General features: G+C 57.6%; 21 protein-coding genes and 1 riboswitch. Of the genes, 17 read left to right on the top strand and 4 right to left on the bottom strand.

Annotated features, from left to right (window positions below; all coding sequences use genetic code 11):
• The first annotated feature begins 2 nt into the window (after positions 1-2).
• Complete coding sequence (astB, locus tag GPM19_RS04615; protein ID WP_160417991.1) at positions 3-1,346, top strand: N-succinylarginine dihydrolase; 1,344 nt, start codon at positions 3-5, stop codon at positions 1,344-1,346.
• Positions 1,347-1,438: 92 nt separating this feature from the next.
• Here astB and GPM19_RS04620 read toward each other — a convergent pair whose 3' ends face one another.
• Positions 1,439-2,491 carry an SPFH domain-containing protein gene (locus tag GPM19_RS04620; protein ID WP_160417722.1) on the bottom strand — a complete coding sequence of 351 codons (1,053 nt, stop codon included), beginning with the start codon at positions 2,489-2,491 and terminating at the stop codon, positions 1,439-1,441.
• Positions 2,492-2,493: 2 nt separating this feature from the next.
• Positions 2,494-2,952: an NfeD family protein gene (locus GPM19_RS04625; RefSeq protein ID WP_160417723.1), complete on the bottom strand. Its 459-nt coding sequence runs from the start codon at positions 2,950-2,952 to the stop codon at positions 2,494-2,496.
• Between the two features lie 163 nt (positions 2,953-3,115).
• On the opposite strand from GPM19_RS04625, the gene GPM19_RS04630 reads away from it, so the two are divergent.
• Positions 3,116-3,841: a trimeric intracellular cation channel family protein gene (locus GPM19_RS04630; RefSeq protein WP_160417724.1), complete on the top strand. Its 726-nt coding sequence runs from the start codon at positions 3,116-3,118 to the stop codon at positions 3,839-3,841.
• A gap of 35 nt (positions 3,842-3,876) precedes the next feature.
• On the opposite strand, the gene GPM19_RS04635 is transcribed toward GPM19_RS04630, so the two are convergent.
• Positions 3,877-6,837 carry a hypothetical protein gene (locus GPM19_RS04635; protein WP_160417725.1) on the bottom strand — a complete coding sequence of 987 codons (2,961 nt, stop codon included), beginning with the start codon at positions 6,835-6,837 and terminating at the stop codon, positions 3,877-3,879.
• Between the two features lie 197 nt (positions 6,838-7,034).
• Between GPM19_RS04635 and GPM19_RS04640 the strand changes: the two genes are divergently transcribed.
• The 4 genes from GPM19_RS04640 (at position 7,035) to GPM19_RS04655 (ending at position 10,743) form a co-directional block, all read left to right on the top strand.
• Complete coding sequence (locus GPM19_RS04640) at positions 7,035-7,742, top strand: DUF3581 family protein (protein WP_160417726.1); 708 nt, start codon at positions 7,035-7,037, stop codon at positions 7,740-7,742.
• A 139-nt stretch (positions 7,743-7,881) separates the two neighbouring features.
• Positions 7,882-8,877: a TRAP transporter substrate-binding protein gene (locus GPM19_RS04645; protein WP_160417727.1), complete on the top strand. Its 996-nt coding sequence runs from the start codon at positions 7,882-7,884 to the stop codon at positions 8,875-8,877.
• A 40-nt stretch (positions 8,878-8,917) separates the two neighbouring features.
• Positions 8,918-9,481 carry a TRAP transporter small permease gene (locus GPM19_RS04650; protein WP_160417728.1) on the top strand — a complete coding sequence of 188 codons (564 nt, stop codon included), beginning with the start codon at positions 8,918-8,920 and terminating at the stop codon, positions 9,479-9,481.
• Positions 9,478-10,743 carry a TRAP transporter large permease gene (locus GPM19_RS04655; protein ID WP_160417729.1) on the top strand — a complete coding sequence of 422 codons (1,266 nt, stop codon included), beginning with the start codon at positions 9,478-9,480 and terminating at the stop codon, positions 10,741-10,743. Before GPM19_RS04650 ends, GPM19_RS04655 begins: the two co-directional genes overlap by 4 nt.
• Here the strand turns inward: GPM19_RS04655 and GPM19_RS04660 are convergent.
• A complete protein-coding gene (locus tag GPM19_RS04660; RefSeq protein ID WP_160417730.1) occupies positions 10,696-11,697 on the bottom strand; it encodes a LysR family transcriptional regulator in 1,002 nt (333 codons plus the stop codon). The two genes, GPM19_RS04655 and GPM19_RS04660, sit on opposite strands and share 48 nt — an antisense overlap.
• Before the next feature lie 199 nt (positions 11,698-11,896).
• Here GPM19_RS04660 and GPM19_RS04665 point away from each other — a divergent pair, with 199 nt between their 5' ends.
• The 11 genes from GPM19_RS04665 to GPM19_RS04715 all read left to right on the top strand — a co-directional run bounded on the left by GPM19_RS04665 (position 11,897) and on the right by GPM19_RS04715 (position 26,548).
• Complete coding sequence (locus tag GPM19_RS04665; protein WP_160417731.1) at positions 11,897-13,396, top strand: CoA-acylating methylmalonate-semialdehyde dehydrogenase; 1,500 nt, start codon at positions 11,897-11,899, stop codon at positions 13,394-13,396.
• A gap of 150 nt (positions 13,397-13,546) precedes the next feature.
• Positions 13,547-14,143, top strand: coding sequence for a peroxidase-related enzyme (locus GPM19_RS04670; RefSeq protein ID WP_160417732.1), 597 nt, complete (start codon positions 13,547-13,549; stop codon positions 14,141-14,143).
• Between the two features lie 101 nt (positions 14,144-14,244).
• A riboswitch (TPP riboswitch) is annotated at positions 14,245-14,362 on the top strand.
• Entirely contained in the window at positions 14,352-15,728 is a 1,377-nt protein-coding gene (locus tag GPM19_RS04675; protein ID WP_160417733.1) for an SLC5/6 family protein, read from the top strand. It overlaps the preceding riboswitch by 11 nt.
• Before the next feature lie 57 nt (positions 15,729-15,785).
• A complete protein-coding gene (locus tag GPM19_RS04680; protein WP_160417734.1) occupies positions 15,786-16,754 on the top strand; it encodes a magnesium transporter CorA family protein in 969 nt (322 codons plus the stop codon).
• A gap of 265 nt (positions 16,755-17,019) precedes the next feature.
• Positions 17,020-17,571 carry a sugar transferase gene (locus GPM19_RS04685; protein ID WP_160417735.1) on the top strand — a complete coding sequence of 184 codons (552 nt, stop codon included), beginning with the start codon at positions 17,020-17,022 and terminating at the stop codon, positions 17,569-17,571.
• 34 nt (positions 17,572-17,605) lie between these two features.
• Complete coding sequence (locus GPM19_RS04690) at positions 17,606-18,940, top strand: O-antigen ligase family protein (protein ID WP_160417736.1); 1,335 nt, start codon at positions 17,606-17,608, stop codon at positions 18,938-18,940.
• Positions 18,941-19,046: 106 nt separating this feature from the next.
• A complete protein-coding gene (locus tag GPM19_RS04695) occupies positions 19,047-19,484 on the top strand; it encodes a low molecular weight protein-tyrosine-phosphatase (protein ID WP_160417737.1) in 438 nt (145 codons plus the stop codon).
• A 625-nt stretch (positions 19,485-20,109) separates the two neighbouring features.
• A complete protein-coding gene (locus GPM19_RS04700; RefSeq protein ID WP_202114700.1) occupies positions 20,110-21,261 on the top strand; it encodes a polysaccharide export protein in 1,152 nt (383 codons plus the stop codon).
• A 36-nt stretch (positions 21,262-21,297) separates the two neighbouring features.
• The gene (locus GPM19_RS04705) at positions 21,298-23,562 is read left to right on the top strand and encodes a polysaccharide biosynthesis tyrosine autokinase (RefSeq protein WP_227842158.1); all 2,265 of its coding nucleotides are present in this window, start codon (positions 21,298-21,300) and stop codon (positions 23,560-23,562) included.
• 6 nt (positions 23,563-23,568) lie between these two features.
• Positions 23,569-25,383: an ABC transporter ATP-binding protein gene (locus GPM19_RS04710; protein WP_160417738.1), complete on the top strand. Its 1,815-nt coding sequence runs from the start codon at positions 23,569-23,571 to the stop codon at positions 25,381-25,383.
• A gap of 25 nt (positions 25,384-25,408) precedes the next feature.
• Positions 25,409-26,548, top strand: coding sequence for an O-antigen ligase family protein (locus GPM19_RS04715; protein WP_160417739.1), 1,140 nt, complete (start codon positions 25,409-25,411; stop codon positions 26,546-26,548).
• Positions 26,549-26,617 lie beyond the last annotated feature (69 nt).

Here is a 26,617-nt window from a genome sequence, read left to right on the forward strand (position 1 = left end):
CGATGGATTATCGGGAAGTCAACTTCGATGGCCTGGTCGGCCCCACGCACAACTACGCCGGGCTGGCGGTGGGTAACCTGGCCTCGATGAGTCATGAAGGTCGAGTGGCCAACCCCAGAGAAGGCGCCTTGCAGGGCTTGGCCAAGATGAAGTCGCTACTGGATGCCGGCTACGCTCAGGGCGTGCTGCCGCCCCAGCAGCGCCCCGATATCGGGGCCTTGCGTGCTCTTGGCTTCAGCGGCTCGACCATGGAGGTATTGTCGCGGGCGGCAAAAGAAGCGCCTCAACTGCTACGCGCGGTGTGCTCGGCATCGAGCATGTGGACGGCCAATGCTGCCACCGTGACCCCGAGTGTGGATGCGCCGAACGGCCGAATGCACATGACCCCGGCCAACTTGCAGTCAAGCTTTCACCGCTTTCTCGAGCCCGAAACCACCGGGCGTGTGCTGGCAGCGATCTTTCGCAACGAAGAGCATTTCGCGCATCACCCCGTGCTTCCGGCGACGCCTGCATTTGCCGACGAAGGGGCGGCCAACCATACCCGGCTATGTGGCGATTACGCTGAACCGGCGGTGCATCTCTTCGTCTATGGGCGCCAGGCATTCGGCGGCAACCCCGAGCGAGAGCCGAGACATTATCCAGCCCGCCAGACGCTAGAAGCCAGCCAGGCAGTGGCGCGCCAGCATGGGCTTTCGGCGGCCCAGACGGTTTTCGCCCAGCAGCATCCGGACGCCATCGATGCCGGTGTGTTTCACAACGATGTGATTGCGGTAGGCAACGGACCGGTATTGCTTTACCACGAAATGGCGTTTCTCGATGAGCAAAAAACGCTGGACGAACTGCGCGCCAAACTGGCCACGCCATTGATACCGGTACGGGTTCCGTTGGAAGCCGTCAGTCTGGAAGATGCCGTGGCTTCTTATCTGTTCAACTCCCAGCTGCTCTCCAATCCTGATGGCGGCATGACCCTGGTGGTGCCCGGCGAATGTCAGGAGCACGAAAGCGTCTGGCGCACGATCCAGAATTACCTGCTCGCGGGCAATAATCCGATCGCTGAGGTAATCGTCAAGGATGTGAAGCAGAGCATGCGCAATGGCGGTGGCCCGGCCTGCCTGCGTTTGCGTGTGGTGCTTAATGAAGCCGAACGCGCAGCGCTTTCGGGGCGTGTGCTGTTGAATGATGCGTTATACGGCGACTTGACCGCCTGGGTGAACCGCCACTACCGCGACCGCCTCACCCCGGATGACCTCGCGGACCCACAGCTTGCCGAAGAAACCCTGACCGCCTTGGATGAGCTGACTCAAATGCTCAAGATCGGCTCGGTCTATCCCTTCCAGCGGGGATAGTGTAAACGCCTTTAATCCAAAGATAAGCCCGGGCCACTTATTTACGGAGCCAGTTTTTCGGGACCAGGTCCCTGAATAGTAAGAAATGAAGTTTAATCAGCACTGCTGCCGGCGCCACCTACCATGCCGCTACGCAGATCACTCGCGCTACCGTTCGTTCCAAGGTGCTTGCCCACCGCATTTTCCGGTGAGCCCGCCATTTCACGAAACATTCCCATGGAACCGAGCAAGGCGGAGGACTCGTAGGGGATGAAGACCCGCTCGCCATCCTTGGCCATGTTGGGCAAGGATTTGATATAGCTCTGGCCGAGCAGGTAGCCCACGACGGTACGCTTGTTTTCTTCGCTGTCGCCGATGGCATTGAGTACCAGTTTGATCGACTCCTGCTCACCTTGGGCGCGTAGAATGGCCGATTCCTTGTCGCCCTGAGCATTAAGGATCGACGATTCGCGCTGGCCTTGGGCCTTGGCGATGGCAGCGGATTTCTCGCCTTCGGCTTCGGTCACCGTGGCGCGACGTTTACGCTCAGCAGCCATCTGTAAACGCATGGCGGTTTCCACTTCTTCCGGCATGGCGATGTCTTGCACCTCGACCCGAGAAAGCTTTACTCCCCATTTGGAGGCGGGTTCTTCCATGGCGGCCTGAATTTCGTTGTTGACCTCCGCACGCGACTCGAACAGCTTGTCGAGCTCCATTTTACCCACCACCGAGCGGAGTGTCGTCTTGGCCAGTACTTCCACTGCCTGACTCATGTTCTCCACTTCATAGACAGCGCGTCTAGGGTCGATTATCTGGTAGTAAAGGGCACCATTGATGCGCACCGTGACATTGTCCGTGGTTACCACCGGCTGGCCGGGGAAATCCATGACTGTTTCCCGGCGGTCGATTCGGATCTCGTCGCTGGTGATCGCTTGATATTCGTCACCCATCTTGCGGTAACGAAGCATTTTGATGGCCCGCGGCTGGTCGATGAACGGAACGATGATATTGATGCCGCTTTCGAGCACGCGGCTGAACGAGCCGAGCCGTTCGATGACCATGACTTCCGACTGGCGGACGATTACCAACCCTTTGGCCACGATAAAGATGCCGAGCAGTACGATGATCAGGCTGATGATCAATCCCGGGCTAACAGGTAAATCCATATTCAATGTTCCTTGAGTGAGTCGAGGGTAACGATGGCGGTGGTGCCATCGAATGACTTGAAAGTGACGACCATGCCTTCCGGAAGTTCGGTGGCGCCGTTTTCACTTATTCGGATGCGGTAAAAATCGCCATTGATCTTGATGCCTGTCGCGCCATCGAAATCGCGTTTAAGGGTGCGGTAGCTACGTCCCTTTTCGACACCGGTGCCGGTAGTGCCATAGGCCACGCCGCGTGGCGAGAACCAGGGGCGGATGAACTTGATGGCGATGGGCACCAGAAGGCCGGCGAGGATACCCAGGCCGACCAATTGCCAGGCAAGCGAAAGGCCCAACCAGGCAAGCAGGCCGGTGAGGGCGGCAGCCATGCCCAGCGCAAGCAGTACCATGCCACCGGAAGAAAGCTCCGCCAGACTAAGCAGTAAGGCGATGATCAGCCAGGCATAAGCGGGATTCCACTCCATCGAAGCTCCTGTAATGGCAACCTTTAATCAGGCTAGCGTACAGGATAACGGTAGCGGAAGGTGGCTGGCTGCATAAGGTTCGTGTAGAACATTAAAAACGCCCGGACGCTTGTCCGGGCGTTGGAGATAAGTTGTTAAAGCTACAGCTATTAGGAGGTAAGCGGTGACGGAGTGGGTCTATTGGCTGGATTTGGCCGGCGTGGTGGTGTTTGCACTTTCCGGGGTGATTCTGGCATGTCGCACCCGTATGGACCCATTTGGCATGTTGGTTCTAGCAGCGGTGACGGGAATCGGCGGTGGCACTCTGCGCGATCTGGTGCTGGGCGTTAGGCCGGTATTCTGGGTGAGCGACCCCTCCTATCTGTGGGTGATTCTGGCGACCGTCGGGCTGGCGCTGGTGGGGTTTCATTATATTCATCGACTTTCGCGAGGCTTCTTGCCGGTGGCGGATGCTTTCGGGCTGGCGCTGTTCACGGTTATCGGCACCCACAAGGCGCTGCTGCTGGGAAGCCCCGCTATGGTAGCGGTGTTGATGGGTCTATTGACCGGGGTGGCGGGCGGTATGGTGCGTGATGTTCTTGCTCGACGCATTCCCATGGTGTTGCGCGAGGAGGTTTACGCCACGGCCTCCATAGCCGGAGGCATCACTTACGTGACACTTGACGCTCTGGGTGCACCGTTCATGGCCATCATTGGCGGTTCGCTGGCGGTGACGCTGGGCTTGCGTCTGGCGGCTATTCACTGGAGGCTTGCGTTGCCGGTATTTGCCTGGGTGACGCTGCCTCCCAAGGAGCCGCCACCCGACGAGCCAGGTAAGTCGGCGCGAATCGCCAAGGAGCGTGTCCGCATGATTCGCCGAGAACACGATAGCGGCCGTGACCATGACTGAGACTGTGATCGAGAACACCGCTGGCAGTTCGGGGCTCATGGCTGGCGTTCGCGCCAGTCATTGAACCAGCGCCTGGGGCTGATTAGATGCAGTTCCGGTGAGTTTTCTTTTAGCCCGACCCCTAGGGCCAGAACGCCCAGTCGAGCATAAAGGGCGCCACTAGCCGTGCTGTCGCTTAGCATCAGGTCGGCGAGTAACGACAGGTTTTCCCCGCCGTGCAGCTGAATATCGCGCAGTTCCACCTGGTTTTCATCCAGGTCGAGTTGAGCCGTCCCTTCGATATTGCGCACGTTGAGCAGTCTCCCCAGCCATGGGTTGTCGCGGGCGCGTTGCAGAAACAGACGCGCCAGCAGGCCGCTATCGCGCATGCTCAGCTGCAACTGACTTTCCAGCGTCAGCGGTTGCGCCCAATGCAGTCGCGCCTGTTGTAAATCGAGCTGTACCCACCAACCAGCATCGCCTTGCGGGTCACCGGCGCCTTGTCGCTCAGTGGAAAGCCGCTGGACGTTATCCAGGCGCAGGCGCGAGCCATCGGCCTGAAAGCGACGTGCTTTCAAATCACCTTCGGAAAGGATAATCGCGAGTGTCAAATCCCCGCGCAAGTGTTGGTCGAGCAACGACAGCTCGGCACCGAACGCTTGCAGTTCCAGGTTTCCTTCGGCTTTTAGCCCCTTGAGCGTCATCTCGCTGCTCAGGCTGGCCTGGCCGCCGAGAAAGGTGATACCCGCTTCTTCCGGCAAGTAGGCGTTGTAGCGTCTCAGGTCGGGCACCTGGGTAATCGGTAGGGAAATTTGCGTAACAAAATCGCGCGGATCCGGTGTGTTCAACAGTTGAGAAAGTTGCCTGGTTTGGGTGACCAGGGCGAAATGCCGCCCTTCCAGATGAGGGCGCGGGTCATCTGTGCGGCGCAGCTCGAAACGAGGCAGAACCAGAGATAATTGGGCGTGATCATCCGGGTCAATCTGTGCGGTCAATTCGCCACGCCCGCGTGCCTGGTGGTCGAGAAACCCCACGTAGAGGTTGTCGGCATTGATACGCAACCGGCTGCCGGGCAAAGGGCGATTGCCTTCGAAATCAAGTTGTAGGCGCAGCTGGCCGTTGCCATCCACCGCCAAGCCATGAGCGTCGGGCAAAAAAGTATTGAGAAACCCTAGATGCTGCACCATGCCTTCGGCCACGACTTGGCCGCTGGGACTGTCTTCATTACGCTGAAAGTGGCCTTTTCGTAGCACCACCAAGCTTTCCAGGCGCTCGGTGTCGGCCTCGCTATCGGCTTGCCAACTCAGGCGACTGCCGCTGATGTCCAGCTGCGTGGCGTCCAAGGTCGCCTGGTTCAGTGTCAGGTCAAGCCGCATCTCACTGGTCAGGCTGTGGTCGCGAAAGCGGGTACGCAGCTCCCGGCCGGTCAGGGTGGCTTTCCCCTGGACGCCTTCCCGCGTGACACTCAAGCGTCCGTCACTTTGCGCACTGCCTTCCGCCAGGACCAGCGGCGAGGGGGAAGGGAGATAGGGCGCCAGATAATACTGCAAGACGGCAATGTCGGGCAGCAGCGCCGCCTTCCATTCCACGGAACCTTCGGCTTGGGCCAGGGCAGTGTCAGCGTCCAGCGGGCTTTCGAGGTGGAGGTCGAGATCGGCGTCTGTTAATAGGCGACGCCCATGGTGGTCGAGCTCGGCCTCATTCAGGGTGATATCAGCGCTCAATTGCCGACTCTCTTGCAAGACAGCGTTCAGCAAGCCGCGGCCTCTGGCAGCGAACCCCAATGCACGCGCCTCCAGGCGCGGGGATTCCACCCTGAGCTCAGCCTGGCTGGGGCGTGCCTCAACAATGGAGACGCTGGCATCAAGCGAGCCATAGCCACGCAGTTCGAATCCCTGGCCATCAAGGGTAGGGGCCAAGTAACGGTCGAGCATATCCAAGCGCGTGATATCCCCTTTGAGCGTGGCTTGGGCATGAGTGGGGGCTTCGAGTTGATTCAGAGGCTGGTTGGGCAGCTGGGTGAGTAGCGTCAGATGGGTATGCTCGGCGTAAGGCTCGCCATCCGACAGCATGACGTCGTTCCAGCGGGCGGCAAAACTCAGACTATCGGGAGTCTCGTGGGGTACCTCCAAGGTGACGTTGCCTTGGCCCTGGGCGTAGTGGGTGAGCGACATTTGCCGGGGGATCGACCATCGCCGGGCGCTGTCGGCGGTATCGTCGACTTCATTCAAGCGCAACTCATCGACCTCGACGCGCAACCGTGGCGAGTCAAGTCGCAGGCGGCTACCCGCTTGCAACACGCCTTTGGACAGCGAAAGCTCGCCCTGCAGTCTGCCGTGACCGGAAAGACTCAGCCAGGGCAACGCTTGCAAGTAGGGGTTAAACACATCCCAGGCATCCGCATAGGCTTGAATATCAAGCCTGCCGGAAAGCGCGCTGAGGATTTTCGGGCCGGCTTGGGAAGGGGTGACCCGTTCAAGGGAAAGGTCGGCGTTCAAGGCGATATCCCGGCTCAGGTTGCTGGAGCCACGATCGATACGTGCCTCTTGCAGCGAGAGAGCAAGCACCGGGATTTCCAGGTAATCCGGCGTTAGTCGGGTATCTTCGAGTTGAAGGTTGCCATCGCCTTCCAGACGGTACTCATTCAGGGTGAGGCGGCGAATCCCCTGGGCATTCAGGGAGGTGATATGCAGCTCGCCACGCAGCATTGCCAGCAATGAAAGCTCAATTGTTGCCTGCTCGGCGGCTAGCGAAAGGGCGAGTCGGCTATCGTCGCGAGCCAGGTAGAGGCCGGTGAGTTCCCAGCGGCCGGGATGACGGCTAGTGCCGCTTTCCCAGCTGATCTCGACACCTTCCGCCTGGGAAAGCCGCTGAGCCAGCCATTGGCTATTGAGCAACCAATGGCTAGCCGCTAGCCAGGCCACGCCGAGGGCGACAAGTATCAGCCCTATGCCGCCTGCCCAAAGGACGATACGCCTGGACAGACGATGGCGCACTGGCGTTGAAAGCTCCGACATGGCGTCTTCCTTTTGTTTAAAAAAACGTTTCGGGAAACGGCGGATGTCTGAAACATCTGTAGGTGTACCCTGACACAAGTAAATTGAACATCCTTGGCCTCCGGCTCCTGTAAGCCTCGGTTTTATGGCATTATGCGCGGGATTGGGTCATTTTGGATCTCGTTTTCAACGCAAGGCAGAGGCAGGCAGCAAACGCCATGTTCAAGGAATTTTATTCGCAGCGCGGAGAGCAAGTCATGATTTCCGCAGAGCAGGCCAGCCGATTCGCCAAGGGAGTGGCCGGCGACTACAACCCGATTCACAACCCCGATGCGCGGCGTTTTTGCGTGCCGGGGGATTTGCTGTTCACGCTGGTGCTGGAACGTTTTGGTCTATCGCGGCACATGCAATTTCACTTCCTGGCGATGGTGGGGGCGGACACCCCCCTGACCTTCAGCGAAGTGGAAAACGGCGATATTCATGTGACCGACGATAACGGCAAATGCTACCTGACGGTAACCCGCTCAGGTGAAACTACCCGCGACAACTCGGCGATCGATGCGTTTTCGCGTTGTTATGTGGCGTTTTCCGGCAAGAATTTTCCGCACTATCTCAAGCCGTTGATGGAAGAGCATGGGGTGATGTTCAACCCTAAGCGTCCGCTGGTGATTTATGACAGCATGGGCTTTTCGTTGGAACGTCTGGATGGCTTTTCCCCCAATTTAACGTTGAGTCGCTCATCGCTTAAGGTCAATGGCAAGCGGGCGGAGGCCCTGCTCGAATTTTCCATTCATTCCAATGGCATACCCATGGGTATCGGTTCCAAGAAGCTCGTGGTCAGTGGGCTGTGTGATTATGACGCCGTGGCCATGGAAGCTATCGTGGCGGAGTTTTATCGTCTCAAGGCAGCCTACGAAACCCCCTGAATGCATTCGCCTCGGTGCAACCAATGGATGTGCCATCATTGTCTTGGCTGCGGTATTCTCGTGCTTCACTGAAAAAAACATAATTCCAACAACACGGGCACCCTGGTGCCCTTTTCGCTGGATGGAGATGAGGCGCAACATGAACTTGAATAAAACCTTGGCGTTGGCCGTGACGGCTGCGACGCTGGCGGCGACTTCCTTTAATGCCCAGGCACGCGATTTCCGCTTGGGGTTAATCACCCCGGCGCAGCATCTGTGGTCAATCGAAGCCGAGGCCTTTGCCGATACCTTGAAGGAGCGTTCCGACGACGAACATAGCGTGACGGTTTATCCAGCTCAGCAGTTGGGTAACGAAGCGCAAATGGTCCAGCAGCTGCAAACCGGCGCCTTGGACATGGCGTTTCTGACCATCGCCGAGATTTCCAATCGCATTCCGGATTTCGGTGCCCTGTATGCGCCGTACCTGGTGGATGACGTCAATCACGCCGCCCGACTGTTGCGTTCCGATGCCGCCGCCGAGTTGCTCGAGCTTATGCCTGTCGAGGTCGGCATGGTCGGGGTGGGTTACGGCATGGTGGGCATGCGTCAGGTGCTCAGCCGCAATCCCATCGAAAGCGCCGAGGACATGAACGGCCTGCGTATCCGTATTACCCCCTTCGAGCCGATTCGCGACTTCTATACCGCCACGGGTGCGGCCCCGGCGCCGATGCCGCTGCTGGAAGTCTACGATGCGCTGGCCAATGGCCAAGTCGATGCCATCGATATGGACTTCGATTCCATTCTGATTCTCAAGTTTTACGAGCAAGCAGATAATCTACTGATTTCCAATCACATGATGTTCCCGATGGTGGGCGTGGTTTCCGGGCGGGTATGGCGAGAGCTTTCCGAGCAAGATCGTGAATTGATCGACACCACCATGGCCGAACATCTGGAAAACGTCCTGAGTGGTTTCGAAGAAATGGATGCGGCTCAGGAAGAACAGATCCGCGCGCTGGATATCAATATCGTTGAAGCCGATGCCGACTTCTTCAGTGAGGCCATCGCCGAGTGGGAAGCCATCTGGGAACCCAAGGCGCCGATGCTGGATACCCTGCGCGAAGAGGCCGAACGGCTGCGTGAACCAAAGCAGCAGTGAATGCATGGATAAACAGGCAAGCCGATAAAGGCCGAACTTGATGCTGTCACGTTTTTCATCATGCCTGGCGCAGCTGGAAGAAATCGCTGCTGCCTTTCTGGCGGCGGTGATTACCTTATTGATTCTGACCAATGTTGCCTTTCGCACGCTGGGCAGTCCGCTTTACTGGATCAGTGAACTGGCGATTTACGCCATGATCTGGATGACCTTCCTGATTGCCGGGGCGGTGCTCAAGCGTCGCCAAGGCATTGCCGTTACCTTGATAAGTGATGCCCTGCCGAGCTTCGGGCGCAAGCTGTTCGGGGTGTTCGTGGATGCCATGGTGCTAGCGTTCGCCTTGATACTGCTGTGGCTATGCTGGCGCTGGTACCAGCCCTGGACCTTGATGCAGGCGGGGTTCGATACGCGTGCCTTTCAGGGCGAGACGTTCAACTTCATCTATGCCGAAAACACCTCGACGTTAGGCGTGAGGAAGTTCTGGTTGTGGTTGATCCTGCCCTGGTTTGCCTTTTCACTGAGCCTGCATGGGGTGAGCAACCTTTGGCAGTCGCTGACGGGCTTGAGCGACCCGGCGAGTGTCCCCACAACGGAGCCGCCGCCATGACCATTGTGATATTCAGCCTATTGCTGCTGGGAGGGGTGCCGATCGCCCTGGTACTGGCGTTGACCGCCCTGTGGTACATCCAGGCCTCCGGCAATACAGTGTTGTTCGACTCCTACCCTCAACAGCTTTTCAGTGCGGTGGAAAGCTATGGGCTGCTGGCGATTCCGCTGTTCATGCTGGCCGGTGAACTGATGAACGAGGGCGGGCTGACCAAGCGTTTGATCGCTCTGGCGCGTATTTTCGTGGGGGGCTTTCGTGGCGGACTGGCCTACATCAATCTGGTCGCCAACATGATGATGGCGGCGATTATCGGTTCGGCTGCCTCGCAGATTGCGATCATGTCCCGCGCCATGGTGCCGGCTATGCAACAAGAGGGCTACAGCAAATCCTACAGTGCTGCCATTACCGCGGCCGGAGGCTTGCTCTCGCCGATTATTCCGCCCTCGATGCTGTTTGTGCTGTTCGGGGTAATGGCCCAGGTGCCGATTGCTGAAATGTTCATTGCCGGCATTCTGCCGGGGTTGCTGCTCGGCTTGACCTTTTTTGTCACCATCGCGGTAGTGGGCCTGGTGCAGCAATACCCGCGCGGTGAATGGCCCAGCCGTCGCCAGGCGCTTCACGATCTGCTCATGGGCCTGCCGGCGTTGAGTATTCCTTTGATCATTATCGGGGGCATATTGCTGGGCTTGGCCACGCCCACGGAGTCCGCCGCCCTGGCGTCACTGGCTGCACTTTTGATCGGGCGCTTGGTGTATGGCGATCTGAAATTCGGGCAGCTTCCCCGGGTGCTGCGGCGCACGGCAGTCAATGCGGGGCTGGTGATCATGCTGATCGCCGCCGCCGGGGTGTTCGGCTGGGTGGTGGTTTACGAGCGCTTGCCACAAATGGCGGCGGCCTGGATCGCCGCCCTGACCACCGACCCCTTCCTGTTCTTGTTGCTGCTGATCGGGGTGCTGTTGCTGGTGGGGATGATCATCGACGGCATCGCCGCTCTGATCCTAGTGGTGCCCATACTGCTGCCTATCGCTCAGGAGCAGTTCGGCATCAGCCCCTATCAGTTCGGTGTAGTGGTCTGCCTGACGCTGGTGATGGGGCTTTTGACCCCGCCGGTGGGGGCGGGGTTGTTTATTGCCTCCTCGATGACCGGGGCGCCGCCGCTGAAAATTTTCCGCTCTTTGCTGCCTTTTTTGCTCGCCACCCTGGTGACGCTGGTGCTACTGGCCTGGCAGCCCTGGTTGACTACCGGGCTGATCGGGCGCTGAGGATTCAGCTGCCGGGACATGCTCGGGTATCACCAGGGCCGCACTGTCACCCATCAGGAAGTCCCGGTTAAGTTTCAGCGCTTCACGCAGGAAATCCCACAATAAGCGCACCCGCGCCAGGCGGCGCTGTTCCTGGCGGGCGGTGATCCAGAACTGGCGGGTCACCGTCACTTCATCTTCCAGTACGCGCACCAATGAGGCCGTAGGTTCGGCCATGAAGCAGGGAAGTACTGCAAGCCCGGCGCCATGCAGAGCGGCGCTGTACTGGGTGGTGACGCTGGTGCTGCGAATACTGAAGTGCGCCTCTTCACTGAGGGTACGTGCGGGTAACAGGGGGTCGAGGTAACTCAGCTGGTCGCTGAAGATAAGATCGTCGACATAGCCGACCAGCGGGTGTCGGGCCAGCTCGGCCAAGGTTGTCGGGGCGCCATGGCCTGCCAGGTAATCCTGGCTGGCATAAAGGCGCAGCCGATAGTCGCATAGCCGGGAAATCACCAGGCCCGGACTTACCGGGCGTTCGATGGTAACCGCAAGGTCCGCTTCGTGGCGGCTCAAATTCACTACCCGGGGCAGGGCGAGGATATCCAGTGTGATGCCCGGGTGCCGTCGGCAGAAGGCGGAAAGCAGCGGGGCGATCACCCAGGTGCCGAAACCTTCTGTTACTCCCAAGCGTATCTGGCCACTGACCTGATGATTCTTGTTGGACAGGTTTTCCCCGGCTTCCTCGGCATGACGGGCCATTTCCTCGGCATGGGCCAACAGCTGCTGGCCGGCTTCCGTCAGGTGATAACCGTGTGTGCTACGCTCGAACAGTTGGGTGTTGAGTTGTTGTTCGAAACGCCTTGTGCGCCGCGACAAGGTGGAATGATCCAGCCCCAGGCGCCGAGCGGCATCGGTGAGCCGACGGCTACGCGCCACTTCGAGAAAGATCTGAATGTCATGCCAGTCGAGCATGGAGGCTCCGCCTGCAACGTGAGGGGTCTACTTTGTGTGGTTGTTTGTGCAATTATACACAAGCAATGTGCCTGAGTGCCCGTTGTCAGGCAATCCAACCTGCGGATAGACTCCTTGTTATTACTGTTCGTGTGTTTGTACACATAATGTCTAGCAAACAGAAATTGATAGGCAAACAAAAAATGATAGGAGCAATACCATGACCGTCCGCGAAATCCCCATGATTATCGATGGCCAGCCTGTTCAATCCAAAAGCCAGGAATGGCGCGAGGTGGTCAATCCGGCTACCCAGGAAGTGGTCGCCCGGGTGCCATTTTGTACGCCTGAAGAAGTCGATCAGGCGGTTGCCAGCGCCAAGGAAGCCTTCAAGACCTGGCGCAAGACGTCGCTGGGTAAGCGTATGCGCATCATGCTCAAGTTTCAGGCGCTGGTACGCGATAATGTTGCCGAGCTGGCCGCACTGATCACCGAAGAGCACGGCAAGACGTTGCCGGATGCCGAAGGCGAGGTAGGTCGTGGCCTGGAAGTGATCGAGCACGCCTGTTCGATCACTTCCCTGCAACTTGGCGAATTGGCCGAGAATGCCGGTAGCGAGATCGACGTCTACACCATGCACCAGCCATTGGGTGTGGGTGCGGGTATCACCGCCTTCAATTTCCCGATCATGCTGCCCTGCTTCATGTTCCCGCTGGCCATCGCCACCGGCAACACCTTCATCCTGAAGCCTTCCGAACAGGACCCCAGCTCCACCATGCGTCTGGTCGAGCTGGCTCACGAAGCGGGTATTCCGGCAGGGGTGCTCAATGTGGTGCATGGCGGCCCGAATGTCGCCAACCAGATCTGCGACCACACGGACATCAAGGCCCTCTCGTTCATCGGTTCCACCCATGTGGGTACGCACATCTATCGCCGCGCCAGTGACGCGGGTAAGCGGGTGCAATCCATGATGGGCGCCAAGAACCACTGTGTGGTGATGCCGGATGCCAACCGCAGCCAGGCCATCAATAATCTGCTGGGTTCCGCCTTCGGCGCGGCCGGTCAGCGCTGCATGGCCAACTCCGTAGTGGTGCTGGTAGGCGATGCGCGTGAATGGCTCGAGGATATCGTCGAAGGCGCGCGCAACATGAAAGTCGGCCCCGGTACCCAGCGTGACGCTGACCTTGGCCCGCTGGTGTCGCCCGCTGCCAAGGAGCGTGTCGAACACTTGATTGAGGTGGGCGAGAAGGAAGGCGCCAAGCTGATGATTGATGGACGTGGCTGTGAGGTGGAAGGCTATCCCAAGGGCAACTTCGTCGGCCCGACCCTGTTCGCCGATGTGACCGCCGACATGACCATCTATCGTGAAGAAGTGTTCGGCCCGGTACTTTGCGTGGTCAACGTCGAAACGCTGGATGACGCCATTGCCTTTGTCAATGCCAACCCCAATGGCAACGGCACCTCGATCTTCACCAATTCCGGCTGGGTGGCGCGTCGCTACGAAAGCGATATCGATGTCGGCCAGGTGGGTATCAACGTGCCTATCCCGGTGCCGGTGGCCTACTTCAGCTTTACCGGCTCACGGGCCTCGAAGCTGGGAGACATGGGTCCCAACGGCAAGCAGGCCATCGCTTTCTGGACCCAGACCAAGACCGTCACTGCGCGTTGGTTCGAGCCGGAAAACGTCTCCAGCGGTATCAACAGCACCATTTCGTTAGGTTAGAATTGTGTTGAAGGTAGCGTTATAAGAACGGCCCCGTCTGCAAAGGCGGGGCCGTTTCTTGTTGGATCTTTCACGATAACTGCATAAATTTTTAGCCGTCATGCTGCACTTTTGCATATAAACGCTGTTCCACAAAAACAAGGAAACATCATGAGTATTCCGATCAGTCGTTTTCCTCTTCCGGAAACCCTGGAAGACTTGCCGGAAGATATTCATTCCACCCTCTTGGCGGTCCAGGAGAAGGCCGGTTTCGTGCCCAATGTCTTCTTGATGCTGGCGCATCGTCCGGCGGAATTTCGCGCCTTCTTCGCCTACCACGATGCCTTGATGGAGCGTGAGTCCGATACCCTCACCAAGGCTGAAAAAGAGATGATCGTGGTGGCCACCAGCGCGCGTAACGCTTGCCTGTATTGCGTGGTGGCCCATGGCGCCCTGTTGCGCATCTACAGCAAGAACCCGCTCCTTGCCGACCAGGTGGCGATCAACTATCAGCTGGCATCGATCAACGAGCGCCAGCAAACAATGCTGGACTTCGCCATGCACTGCAGCCTGAGCGTAGGCGAGCTGACCAGCGATTGGGAGTCACGCCTGATGGCGTCCGGTTTCACCCAGGATGATATCTGGGACATCGGCGCGGTGGCGGCGTTTTTCAGCTTGTCCAATCGCCTGGTCACGCTTGCCGGGACGCCACCCAATGAAGAATTCTATCTGATGGGACGTGTGCCGAGGGACAAGGCGGCCATGTAAAATATGCCACGCTCTATCGACTGGTCCCGGGAGGGCTTTGCAAATCCAGCACGGCTAAAGGATCATGCCGCTCTCGGCCTCGGCTGATTTCACATTCCACTCACTGTCGCCAGGGGAGTCCCACCATATATTTCAAGGCGGGACTGAGATAGCGCCAGGCGCTGACCCTGGAACCTGATCCGGTTGATACCGGCGGAGGAAGTGCGACATGCCTTACCTGACGTCTGCCGTGCTCGTCGCGGCGCTTGTGTGTTTTGCGTTTCTCGGGCTACGGGCGCGCCGTGTCGACGGCCCCCTGGATGATTACGTCACGGCACGTAATTCACAAAATGCCTCGACACTGGGGCTCTCGTTTCTGGCATCGGGCATGGGGGCGTGGATACTGTTTGCGCCGCCGGAGATCGGTGCCTTTGTCGGCCCGCTGGCCCTGGCGGGTTATGCCATCGGCTCGGCACTGCCGTTCATTGTGCTGGGGCTTTATGGGCCGAAAATTCGCCGCCACTTACCGCAAGGGCGCAGTATCGGCGAGTTTGCCGAAGCTTGTTACGGCGCCGGGGTTCGCCGCTGGGTATCGCTGGTCTCGGTGCTTTACATGGCCTGCTTTCTTGCCGCGGAGTTGACCGCGATCGGCGCAATTACCGCCTTGCTTTCCGATGTGCCGCCCGCTTTGGTGGTGATCGGGGTGGCGCTGACCACACTGCTTTACACGGCACTGGGAGGGTTGCGGGCGAGCCTGGCCACCGACCGTTGGCAAGCATGGCTGTTGATTGCCTTACTGGCGCTGGTGGGGGGAGTCGCTTGGCTACGCTTGCCCGAGATGCCGATGGAGGCAGTGATGCCCGCCATCCCGGTCGCAGGGGCCCTGAGCGTTGCCTTGACACTGGTGATCGCGGTCACCGCAGCGAATCTTTTCCACCAGGGGTATTGGCAGCGGGTGTGGGCAGCGCGCGACGATAGGGCCTTGGGGCTGGGCGCCTGGCTGGGCGGCGGCATTACCGTCATTGTGGTGATGGTGGTCGGTGGCTTGGGGATGCTGGCGGCGATGAGCGGCGTAGCACTGGGCGAGCCGCCGATTCCGTTCTTTGCCTTGCTCAGCCAGGCCCCGGCCTGGTTGGCGCTACCCGCCCTGGTGCTGGCGGTGACCCTAGTGGCCTCGAGTGTGGATACCTTGCAAAACGGGATTGCCTCCCTGGTGGTGGCGGATTCCGGCAAGCGCGGGTTGTCGATCGGAGCCGCCCGGCTGGTGACGGTGGCGTTGATGGTGCCGGTGGTCATCGTCGCCTTGCAGGGGCTTTCGGTACTGCGTCTGTTCCTGATTGCTGATTTACTGTGCGCGGCCATCGTGGTGCCTGTGCTATTGGGTCTGTGGCAGCGGATGAGCGCCTTTTCCGCCGTGGCCGGAGGTGTGGCGGGCATGCTCGGCGCCGTCTTGCCGGGCTGGGTAACCCAAGGAAGCCTGGTCGAGGGAGTTCTGGCGGCAAGTTTTCCGCACAGCATTCCTACCTTGGCGCCTTTTCTGGGCGCATTGGTCGCCTCGACCCTGGTCAGCCTGTTGCTTGCCTGGCTCATGCCGCGAAGGCAGTAGCCAAGTCGACGAGCTGAGAATACCCGAGTCCATGATTTCTTGAACGCCGGAGGTGGTATGTTACGCACGATGCTGGTTTTTCCCGATGGCGAGTCCCACCAGGGCGGAGAAGAGTTGATCGCCACCTGGCGCGACTCGACAGATGCGCATATCTGGATTGATATGCAGGGGGAAACGCAGGACAGCGAGCGTGCCTTGCTGGAAGCCTTCGGTTGCCATCCCATGGCGATCAATGATGCGCATCGGGAGCGTCATCCGCCCAAGATAGAAGAATTCGAAACGCATACATTGATTATCTATCGGGGGATTTCCTCCTTCGACGGTGAACTCAATTACGTGCCGCAACCGCTTTGCTTTTTTATTGGCGAACGTTTCTTGATCAGCCTCCACCCCAGCCGGGCGCTAAGCGTCGAGCGGCTACATAACGACCAGGGTGAGGCACTGCTGCAGAAGTCACCGGAACAGGTGGCGCTGAAGGTGATGTATATCTCGGCCGGGTTTTACATTGATGGGCTGCTGGAATTTGAAACCGAGCTGAGTGACCTTGAAGATGAGTTGCTGGAAGCGGGTAACGATGACTTGATGCGCCGCATCACCCTGTATCGCTCACGCCTGGTCAAGATGCGGCGCATTTTCAGTTATCATCAGGGGATCACCCAGGAGTTGATCGCCTACGATTATCGTCACCTTCCGCGCGATGTTGCCGAAACGCTGCACGCGATCAATGATGTCTATGAACGCTTCGAGCGTCTCTACAGCCTGACCCAGATGTATTACGACATCTGCGGCGATCTGGTGAACGGCTATATCTCGATTGCTTCTCACCAACTCAATATCACCATGCGTGTCTTGACGGTGATTACCGCGATTTTCGTGCCGCTGACCTTCGTCGCCGGCATCTACGGGATGAACTTCGAATACATGCCTGAACTGACCTTCCGCTACGCCTACTTTGTAGTATGGGGGGTAATGTTGGGAATTGGCATTAGCTTGATATGGCTGTTTCGTCGCAAGGGTTGGTTCTGAGTCAACCCCCGCTAATCATTGAACCGATCAAACAACTCCTGTCCCAGCTAATGGTTAAGTAGGAGTCTTACCGTATCCCGAGTTTGAGAAAAACCCCCAGGCCATGATGACGTTTTGGCGCCGCACTGGATCCCTCCCGGTGTTACCTTTGTTATCTAATCAATAGCATTTCGTTGCGTTCTCCCGTTAGACAAGGTCGTTCAGCGAGATCCTGCAGGCATATGCCGTCGGCTACCCACAAAAAGTCTTTAAAGTCATGGCCAGGATGCTACGTTTTTTTGACGTTCTGTTTGCCGCCACAGGCCTGTTGATTGGTCTACCGGTATTGTTGTTAGTGGCCCTGGCCGGCTATCTGGACACCGGTTCCCCCTTGTTCCGGCAAGAGCGGGTAGGCTATCGCGGTCAGCCATTTGTGCTGATCAAATTTCGTACCATGAAGTGTGACACCGCCTGGGTCGCCTCGCATCTTGTTGATGCCTCCTCGATCACTCGCTTGGGTCATTTCCTGCGCCGGACCAAGCTGGATGAGTTACCCCAGTTGTGGAATGTATTGAAAGGTGACATGAGCCTGGTGGGACCTCGGCCGTGCTTGTACACGCAATATGAGTTGATCAAGGAGCGTACCCAGCGCGGTGTATATAACGCTCGTCCGGGGATTACCGGTCTGGCGCAACTCAATGCCGTTGATATGTCGACACCGCGGCTGCTGGCGGAAATGGATCAACGGATGTTGGCGACATTGGCGGTGCCGACCTATTTTCGCTATCTGTTCTTGACGCTGTTGGGCAGAGGGAGCGGCGATAGCGTGATCCTTTAGTACGTATTTTCGTGAACGACAAGGCAAACAATGCATGCAGGCTGTAGCAATCACCACCTTGCCGCTGTTGGTGCCGCTGGGCTATTGGCTGGGGTTGGCGATCACCTTGTCATGGGGGGTGCTTGCCTGGAACAAGCGACGAGCACGGCACTATTTGAAGCAGTCGAGAGGGCGCGGTGACGGTTTACTGCTGGTGTTGCTGCTAGGGGTGGGCGTGGTCGAGCTTGCGGCCGGCGCCTGGCATGACAGTTTGCGTCAAGCCTTGCCGTTGGCGGGTGCCGCCTGGCTTGCCGCGCTGGCCTTGTTGATGGTTCGTGCAGCACCGCCACGGCCTTCGGCATGGTGGGCCGGGCTGGCGCTTGGGGGAGTGGGCGTGGGTGGTTGGGCGGCGTGGCAAAAACTGGTGGAGGGGTTGACGCGTGCTACAGGGCATCCGCCGCTGCATTCCATCTTCTTCGGCAATCTTGCGTTATTGAGCGCTCTGTTATGTCTGGCCGGGTTGGGGTGGGCCTGGCAACAGCGCACCAGGCGTTTTTTTTGGGTGGCGCTGTTACTCAGTGGTGCCGCGGGAGGCGGACTGGCCTCGGCGTTTTCCGGCACACGAGGCGGGTGGTTGGCCTTGCCGCTGGTGATAGGGGTGTTCTATCGCGGCTATGCACGCCGATGGCGAGCAGTGTGGCGCTGGCTGGCGCTGAGTGCTGTGCTGGCGCTCATCATGGCGGTGTATGCGACCCCGCAAAGCGGCGTGGAAAAACGAGTGGACAAGGCGGTGGCCGAAGTACGCCGCTACATTGAAAGCGCGGACTATGGCTCCTCTGTCGGCGCTCGCCTGGAAATGTACCGTGGCGCATTGCTGTTGATCCGTGAGCGTCCCTTGGTGGGCTACGGCCACCAAGGCTATCAGCCCGCCATGCAGGTACTAGAGGAACAGGGCGTGCTAAGCCCCGGGCTAGGCAATTACTGGCATGCTCACAACGACCTCCTGGATGCCTGGGTGCGTCGTGGTTTACCGGGTTTCTTGATAATGTTGGCGCTTTATCTGGTTCCCTTGTGGCATTTTCTACCGGGTTTGCGTGCCGAAAACCCCGTCCAGCGATCCTTTGCCGTGGCCGGGGTGTTGTTACCGGTGGCCTTCATGAGCTTCGGCTTGAGCTATTCTTTTTTCGCCTATCCTGCAGGAATTGCGGTATATGCCGCTTGGCTTATCTTCCTCTGGGTTCAAGTTCCCGGGAAAGTCCCGCAAGATAGTCGCCATGTATTCTCTAATCAAAAGCCTGACGGCCCTCTTGTTGATGCCGATGCCTCTGATGGCGGCAACCTTTGCTACCGGATGGATGATCCGCCGGCTGGGCCGCTATCGCCTGGGTGACAGCCTGATGATAATAGCCATGCTCTTGCTATTGCTGGCTGTCTGGGCACGAAGCATGACATTTGACAACAACCTGCACCTCCGCTTACCGGGAGATAAGTAAGCCATGTTCGAGCGTATTCTGGTGGTCTGTACCGGCAACATCTGCCGTAGCCCTGTGGCAGAGGCATTTCTTAGACAACAACTGCCCGAGCGTCAGATCAGTTCTGCCGGCCTAGGCGCACTGGAAGGTAGGCCTGTCTCACCACTTTCGCGTGAATTGGCCGAGGCCGAGGGTCTGGATGTCACCCACCATCAGGGACGGCAATTGACAGCGACGATGATCCAGGAAGCCGATCTTATTCTGGTGATGTCCGAAGGCCAGCGCCGTGCCGTGGGAAAACAAGCACCGCAAGCCTTGGGTAAGACACTCTTGCTCGGTCGTTGGCTGGACAGTGGCGAAGGGCAGGATATCCCCGACCCTTATCGCAAAAATATGGAGATTTTCGAGCATGTCCATGCGCTGCTGAAAGAGGCCACCCGCCTGTGGGCTGAAAAACTCTAGGCACTTTCAGACAGAGCCAATCTCCGTCTGAAAACTCCCCTCGCTCCTTCTTCCTTCTTCATTTCCTATCTTGGATCTACCTGCAATGTTGCCGATTCGGCATGCCAGGCTCGGGTCCATTCCTTATTGAAAATCCTTTCTCAGTTAAGTGCCTCAGGCTAACAGTTAAGTACTTATGTAACGCTTTAAGTTACAGAGTGTTCTTTGTTGGCAGGCTTTTCTTGGAGTCATGATAAGAAGACTTATGAATGCCCATGATAACTTGACTAATACTTTTTGTTTTTATAGATCCATGAATTTAAAGAAATATGTAGTTTTAAGTTAAAAGATTAATTCCGCTTTAACCCTGCCTGGCATGACGTGTTTTCCTTTTTAATGATGTTAAGCCGCACTTTTCCACGAGTGCCAGGCGTTAGTTGTCTCACCCCACCACGCTTATGTAAATGGTAGTGCGTAATTTGTATTGTTATGTAAACTTGTGTTTGTCTGCCGAATTGGCAGTCATGTCTCATGGCGATACGCGGGTTGGCATCGCCAGGACGAATTTCTAATAAGGCTCTGGGAAATGCCTGAACACAATCCCCGGGCGGTAGCGTGGCAAGACACAAAGTACAGGGAGCAAAGAATGAATAAATTCAATGAAATAGAAGAGGTAGAACCTAGCGAGCGCCCGATGCGACTGGTTCGCTGTCTGATGTTGATCATGCTCCTGGGGGTGCTGAGTGGCTGTGCCATGGCCCCTGGTGGACATATTGATGAAAGCGAGCTTGGACAATCGCTGGATGGGCGAGTGACCGTGCAGCCGATCACGCCGGACCTGGTGGACGCGATGCACGTGAGGGAAGCACCCACCCAGGCAACTCCCCAGACATTGAATCAGGAAGTGCAGGGCTACGAGTATCGCGTGGGACCTGGCGACATCCTGAGCGTGATTGTCTATGACCATCCCGAGCTGACCATTCCCGCCGGCGCCGAGCGCTCTGCTGCGGAAACCGGGAATCGGATACGCCCCAACGGCACCATGTTCTATCCCTATGTGGGGCGCGTAAAGGTCGAGGGAATGACGCTTGACGAAGTACGTCAGTTGATCACCCGGCGGCTTTCCGAAGTGATCACCGAGCCTCAGGTAGAAGTCGGCATTGCGGCGTTCAACTCCCAGAAAGTCTATATCAGTGGCGCTGTGGAAACCCCCGGCACCCTGCCATTGACCATCGTGCCGATGACGGTACTCGATGCCATCAGTGAAGTAGGCGGGGCGCTTGATAATGCGGACTGGCGCAACGTCACGTTGAGCCGCAATGGTAGCGAAGAAGACATCTCGCTCTACGCCATGATGCGCCAAGGAGATATGACTCAGAACCGCTTACTGCGTGATGGCGATCTGCTGCATGTCCCGACCATGGAAAACCAGAACGTTATCGTGATGGGTCAAGTAATACGTCCCGGTGCGCTTGCCTTGGGTAACGAACGCATCACCTTGACGGACGCCTTGGGAAGAGCCGGTGGGGTGAATGAAAGCCGTGCCGAGCCCTCAGGTATTTTCGTGATACGAGGAAACCCGCCCGGTAGCGAGAAGATTGCCACCATCTATCAGCTGGATATTCGCGATGCCACGCGCCTATTGCTGGGAACACGCTTTCCTCTCCAGCCGCAGGATGTGGTGTACGTGACGTCGGCACCGCTGGCTCGCTGGAACACCGTGATCTCGCTGCTGCTGCCTTCGGTCAGCCTGCCGGGTGATGTCGCGACGGTCGCCACGGATGTCGGTGACCTGTAAGTACCGATTTGAATGATATTTCACGAGTGATGAGGCATGACCATGACTTACTTTCCCCCACCACCTTCGTCATCGTCTGCGCCCCAAGAGGGTGATGACCTTAATCTGCGCAAGTTGGTAGACACACTTTCCGACCACCGCTGGTTGATCGTGTCGATGACGGGACTTTTTCTGCTGGCCGGCTATTTTCACGCCAGTTCTCAGCCGGGAATCTATCAGGCGGATGCCTTGGTTCAGATAGAGAGCCAAGGTTCAAACTTGGCGCTTATGGAGTCACTGGGGGAGCAGCAGCAAGGTAACCCTACCTCCGCCGAACTTGAAATACTGCAGTCGCGCATGGTGTTGGGAGAAACCGCTGACCGGCAGGATCTGGCCATTCAGGTCGAGCCGCGCCGGCTGCCGGTGGTGGGGGACTTCCTGGTCAATCATGGGATTAACCAGGCGTGGTTCGAAAGCCTTACGCCGGCATTCATGCGCGAATGGATAGCGGGTTCCGAGGATAGCGATTGGGACAATCCTTATGTGTGGGCCGGTGAGTCGCTAGGCGTTGCACGTTTCGATGTGCCCGATGAAAACGTGGGAAGCAAGCATGTGCTGCGCCTCATGGAAGACGGCAATTTCGAGTTGCTGCTGGAAGAAGTAACGCTACTTACCGGTAAAGTCGGGGAGACGGTTCAGGACGATGCATTGGGTTATCGTCTTTTTGTCAGCCAGGTGAAAGCGCACCCCGGTGCAGAATTCATCTTGGAGCGGACGTCTTCCCTTAATGCGATAAAGGATTTGAAACGGCGTTTCGAGATCATGCCGCGAGGCGTTGATTCGGGGGTGTATGAACTGACACTGAACGGTGCGGATCGTGATCAGATCCAGCCGACGCTGGATACCTTGACCGGGGTCTTCCTGACTCAGAACGTGCAACGTCATTCCGAAGAAGCGGAGAAGCAGATCGCCTTTCTCAACGAGCAGATTCCCAAGGTCAGCGATCAACTGTCCGATGCCGAGGGAATGCTCAACGACTACCGGGCGCAACGCGACTCCGTGGACCTGACGTTCGAGACCGAAAACCTGCTCACTCGGGTAGTAGAGGTGGAAAACCAACTCAGTGAGCTGGCCATGCGGGAGGCTGACCTGGCTGAACGGTACCGTCCCTCGCACCCCAACTATCAGACATTGCTGAGACAGCGCGCCCAGCTTGAAGCCGAGCGTGACCAGCTTAATGCCCAGGTCAATGAGTTACCCGAGACCCAGCAGGAAGTGCTGCGCCTGACCCGGGATAGTCAGGTCAATCAACAAGTGTACGTGCAACTGCTCAATCAGCTTCAAGAAATGCGCCTGGTCAAGGCCGGCACCGTGGGTAACGTACGTATCCTGGATGCCGCCATGCTCAACCCCGGCACCATCGCACCGCGAATTCCTCTGATAGCCGGGGTCAGTGGCTTGGTTGGAGCGTTGCTGGCGACCATGCTGATAGTGGTGCGCTTGTTGCTCAGCCGAGCGATCAAGACGCCCGAGCAGCTTGAAGAGTTGGGGCTGCCTGTCTATGCCACGCTGCCGGATTCCGGCGAACAGGCGGGACTCACCGAGCGAATTCGCCCGCGCCGTTCCAAGAAGGCCCAGGAAGTTTTCCGAGGCTTGCTGGCCATCAAGAAACCCGCCGAAATTGCGGTGGAAGCCTTGCGCGGGCTGCGTACCAGTCTCTATTTCGCCATGCTCGAATCCGACAATAATCGGTTGATGATTACCGGGGCGAGCCCGGGGGTCGGCAAGAGCTTCGTGGCGGCCAACCTGGCGGCGGTATGCGCCCAGGCCGGTCAGAAAGTGCTGTTGATCGATGCCGATATGCGCCGTGGTCACTTGCACCATGCCTTTCATGGCAAGGGCGTAAAGGGGCTTTCAGAGTTGTTGGCACGGCGTATCGGCGAGGAGGAGGCCATTCGTCATAGCGATCTGAAAGGGCTGGATTATGTGGCACGCGGAAGTGTGCCGCCCAATCCATCGGAGCTCTTGATGCAGCACAGCTTCCACGATTTTCTTGAGGCGATGAGTCAACGCTACGACCTGGTGATAGTGGATACGCCGCCGATACTTGCGGTGACCGATGCCACTGTAGTAGGCAAGTTGGTCGGCACCAGCTTGATGGTAGTGCGTTTCGACCGTAACCCCCCTGGGGAAATCAAGGCCGCCAAGCGCCGCCTGGAGAATGCCGGCGTAAGACTCAAGGGTGGGATTCTGAACGGCGTGAAGAAGCCGACCAGTAGCCGCCACGGTTACTACGGCAGCTACCTCTATGCTTACCGGTGATCCACTATGCTGAAGCAATTACGCGAATTCTATTCATTATTGACTCAGCAACAAAGGCGTCGATTGCTGAGGCTCCAGATGCTGATCATTATCATGGCCCTGACTCAGATCGCCAGTGTGATCGCCATTGGTCCTTTCATGGCGGTGGTGGGTGATATGAGCAAGCTCCAGGGGGATGGTTGGCTTGCCTGGGCTTATACCTTCAGCGGCATGCAAAGCCCCAAGGACTTCCTGAGCTTATTGGGCGCCATGGTGCTCGGTGTGCTGTTACTGGCGGCAGTGTTTTCCATGTATACCACCTGGCGGTTGGCGCTTTACAGCGCTCAGGTGGGGGCGGAACTCTCGAGCCGCCTCTACCACTATTACTTGCACCAGCCGTGGTTGTTTCATTCCAGTCAGAACACCAGCGGCCTGGTCAACAAGGTATCCGCAGAAGTCCAACGAGTGACCACAAAGATCATCAATCCTGCCATGGAGCTGAATGCCAAGTCGATCATGGTGACCCTGATGACCTTGGCGATTTTTCTCTACAACCCGGTGGTGGCGATATCCGGTTTGGTGATTTTCATTGGCGCCTATCTACTGCTTTATCAAACGGTGCGCCGTTTTCTGACCATTCATGGAAAGCGGGTTTCCGAGGCTCAATCCAAACGCTTCAAGCTGATGAGCGAAGGATTCGGCGGCATCAAGGACCTGCTTTTATTGCATCGCCAGGCGGGGTTTACCTCGCGTTTCGAGAAGGCCAGCAATCGCATTGCGCGGGGCCAGGGAGTGACACAGGGATTAAGTGAAGCCCCGCGTTACGCCATCGAACTGGTGGCTTTCGGTTCGCTGATCTTGCTGGTGCTTTATCTGCTTAACCTCTACGAAGGTAACCTAGGCGCAATTCTGCCGGCACTTTCGATCTATGCTTTAGCCGGTTTCAAGATGCTGCCCGGTTTTCAAAAGATCTATACCTCTATCACCAAAATCCGCGGCAACTTGGCAGCCTATGACACGATTCGTGAGGATTTGATCGCGAGCCGCTGTGAATCGAAAAAAGGTTACGCAGCGATTGAGGCTCAGCCGGATGCGCGGATAACGCCATGGGTGCCTCGACGAGAGATCAAGCTGCAGGACGTGGTCTTCGACTACCCCGGAACACGGGCATTGGCACTGGATGGGCTGACGCTGACGATTCCAGTCAACCAGATGGTGGGCCTGGTGGGAGCCTCCGGCAGTGGCAAGAGTACCGCTGTGGATCTATTGCTGGGCCTGGTTGAACCTCAGAAAGGCCAAATCCTGATTGATGATGTACCCCTGACGCAAGAAAATTTGCGCCATTGGCAGGCGGGCATCGGTTTTGTTCCGCAACAGATATTTCTGTCCGATGCCAGCATCCTGGAAAATGTCGCCTTTGCGATTGATCGCAAGGATATCGACGTCGAGAGGGTCAAGGAGGCGCTGCATATGGCGCAACTCGACGATCTGATCGAAAAATTTCCCGAAGGTCTCGAAACACGCATAGGCGAGCGCGGTGTGCAGATATCCGGGGGCCAGCGCCAACGTCTGGGTATCGCCCGCGCCCTTTACCAGCAAGCCAGAGTATTGGTGTTCGACGAAGCCACCAGCGCCTTGGACGGCATTACCGAGCGTCGCGTCATGGAAGACATCCAGCGGTTTTCCGGCCAGATGACCGTGGTGCTGATTGCCCATCGTCTGGCGACGGTCAAGGAATGCGACATCATCTATATGCTCGAGGACGGCCGGGTGAGCGATGCCGGTACCTATGACGACCTGGCCAGCCGTAACCATACCTTCCAGATGATGGCTAATCTTTAGCCACGGTAGAAAAAAAGGTGTCGCCATGAATCTAATCGGTGCGCTACTGCTGTTCCTGGGTCTTTCACTAAGCAGCCTTTATTTGTTTCCCAGTGGTGGGCCCCAGCTGACTGATTTTGCATTGATCGGCTTTGCCGGCGCGATGCTTGTAATGTCACTGGGAGACGAACGTCTGAAAGTCTCACCCTTCGCCATATGCTGGGGAATGATGGTGCTCTGGGTGGTGCTGGTGTGCCTTGGCTGGACGTTGGTGATGGGAACCACCAGCTTTTTCAGGCCCGCCCAATTTTTCCTGTTCAATTTCCTGGTAGGTATCGCGTTGCTGCGTTTTCTGAGTGTTTACGGCGAACGCGCCAAGGGAATTATCCGCAATGGTGTATCCATTGCGCTACTGATCGCGGGTAGCCAAGTGTTGGTGCAATTGGCTTTAGGGATCAACCGTACCACCGGAAGTTTCAACAACCCCAATCAGCTGGCCTATTTTTCGCTATGTGGCGTGGTGGTGCTGTTGTTGCTCGATGATTTTCACCCACAGATGAGATTCTTGAGTTTGGCCGGGCTGGCTTCCGGCGTGCTGGGGATTCTAGCGGCTTCGTCGTTGGCAGCCATGGGAGGGGGCGTCATGGTATTAGTCGGCTGGGCCATGGCTAATGCCCGACAGGTCAAGTACTTCGCTCGCCTGTTGTTGTTGCTCCCTCTACTGCTGGGGGGTGTGTTGGTGGCCAATATCAGTTCGGACGGGCAAGTGTTGCGCAACCTGGAAGCGCGCATGGACAGAGCACCAGGCAAGGTGGATAGCGTCTATGAAGAGCGCAAGTTCGACCGGCTGATGAACTTTCCTGAATACGCCATCTTCGGGGCGGGAGAAGGCGAAAACGAGCGTTTCGCTCCCTACGATGGGCACGAAATTCATTCCTCCTTCGTCAACATGTTGTTTGCCTATGGCCTGCCGGGGCTGGTGCTTTTCCTGTTGACCATAGCCATCGCACTGCGTCGTGCTCCGCTTTACGTCTGGGCTGGGGTGGCCGGGCCTTTGATCTACTCCACCACCCATAACGGCCTGCGTGCGACGCTATTCTGGATGGTACTGGTGATCTGTTGGCATTTCTATCGGCAAGGCTCGGTGGCCACTTCGCGTCATGGTCTGGTTCTCGATTCCCCCTGAAATGCCGCCGTCAACATCGTGACTGGACAATCCGCAAGGAAGCTCGGCAAGTAAGAACATAAGGGGCAA

Source organism: Vreelandella zhuhanensis (genome assembly GCF_009793355.1).
GTDB lineage: Bacteria > Pseudomonadota > Gammaproteobacteria > Pseudomonadales > Halomonadaceae > Vreelandella > Vreelandella zhuhanensis.

Excerpts from the sequence above, each read along its gene's own strand:
- GPM19_RS04665 (WP_160417731.1), top strand. The coding sequence starts at position 11,897 with ATGACCGTCCGCGAAATCCCCATGATTATCGATGGCCAGCCTGTTCAA.
- GPM19_RS04685 (WP_160417735.1), top strand. The coding sequence starts at position 17,020 with ATGCTACGTTTTTTTGACGTTCTGTTTGCCGCCACAGGCCTGTTGATT.
- GPM19_RS04690 (WP_160417736.1), top strand. The coding sequence starts at position 17,606 with ATGCAGGCTGTAGCAATCACCACCTTGCCGCTGTTGGTGCCGCTGGGC.
- GPM19_RS04680 (WP_160417734.1), top strand. The coding sequence starts at position 15,786 with ATGTTACGCACGATGCTGGTTTTTCCCGATGGCGAGTCCCACCAGGGC.
- astB (WP_160417991.1), top strand. The coding sequence starts at position 3 with ATGGATTATCGGGAAGTCAACTTCGATGGCCTGGTCGGCCCCACGCAC.
- GPM19_RS04650 (WP_160417728.1), top strand. The coding sequence starts at position 8,918 with ATGCTGTCACGTTTTTCATCATGCCTGGCGCAGCTGGAAGAAATCGCT.
- GPM19_RS04620 (WP_160417722.1), bottom strand. The coding sequence starts at position 2,491 with ATGGATTTACCTGTTAGCCCGGGATTGATCATCAGCCTGATCATCGTA.
- GPM19_RS04700 (WP_202114700.1), top strand. The coding sequence starts at position 20,110 with ATGAATAAATTCAATGAAATAGAAGAGGTAGAACCTAGCGAGCGCCCG.
- GPM19_RS04640 (WP_160417726.1), top strand. The coding sequence starts at position 7,035 with ATGTTCAAGGAATTTTATTCGCAGCGCGGAGAGCAAGTCATGATTTCC.
- GPM19_RS04710 (WP_160417738.1), top strand. The coding sequence starts at position 23,569 with ATGCTGAAGCAATTACGCGAATTCTATTCATTATTGACTCAGCAACAA.
- GPM19_RS04625 (WP_160417723.1), bottom strand. The coding sequence starts at position 2,952 with ATGGAGTGGAATCCCGCTTATGCCTGGCTGATCATCGCCTTACTGCTT.
- GPM19_RS04645 (WP_160417727.1), top strand. The coding sequence starts at position 7,882 with ATGAACTTGAATAAAACCTTGGCGTTGGCCGTGACGGCTGCGACGCTG.
- GPM19_RS04635 (WP_160417725.1), bottom strand. The coding sequence starts at position 6,837 with ATGTCGGAGCTTTCAACGCCAGTGCGCCATCGTCTGTCCAGGCGTATC.
- GPM19_RS04670 (WP_160417732.1), top strand. The coding sequence starts at position 13,547 with ATGAGTATTCCGATCAGTCGTTTTCCTCTTCCGGAAACCCTGGAAGAC.
- GPM19_RS04715 (WP_160417739.1), top strand. The coding sequence starts at position 25,409 with ATGAATCTAATCGGTGCGCTACTGCTGTTCCTGGGTCTTTCACTAAGC.
- GPM19_RS04675 (WP_160417733.1), top strand. The coding sequence starts at position 14,352 with ATGCCTTACCTGACGTCTGCCGTGCTCGTCGCGGCGCTTGTGTGTTTT.
- GPM19_RS04660 (WP_160417730.1), bottom strand. The coding sequence starts at position 11,697 with ATGCTCGACTGGCATGACATTCAGATCTTTCTCGAAGTGGCGCGTAGC.
- GPM19_RS04695 (WP_160417737.1), top strand. The coding sequence starts at position 19,047 with ATGTTCGAGCGTATTCTGGTGGTCTGTACCGGCAACATCTGCCGTAGC.
- GPM19_RS04705 (WP_227842158.1), top strand. The coding sequence starts at position 21,298 with ATGACCATGACTTACTTTCCCCCACCACCTTCGTCATCGTCTGCGCCC.
- GPM19_RS04655 (WP_160417729.1), top strand. The coding sequence starts at position 9,478 with ATGACCATTGTGATATTCAGCCTATTGCTGCTGGGAGGGGTGCCGATC.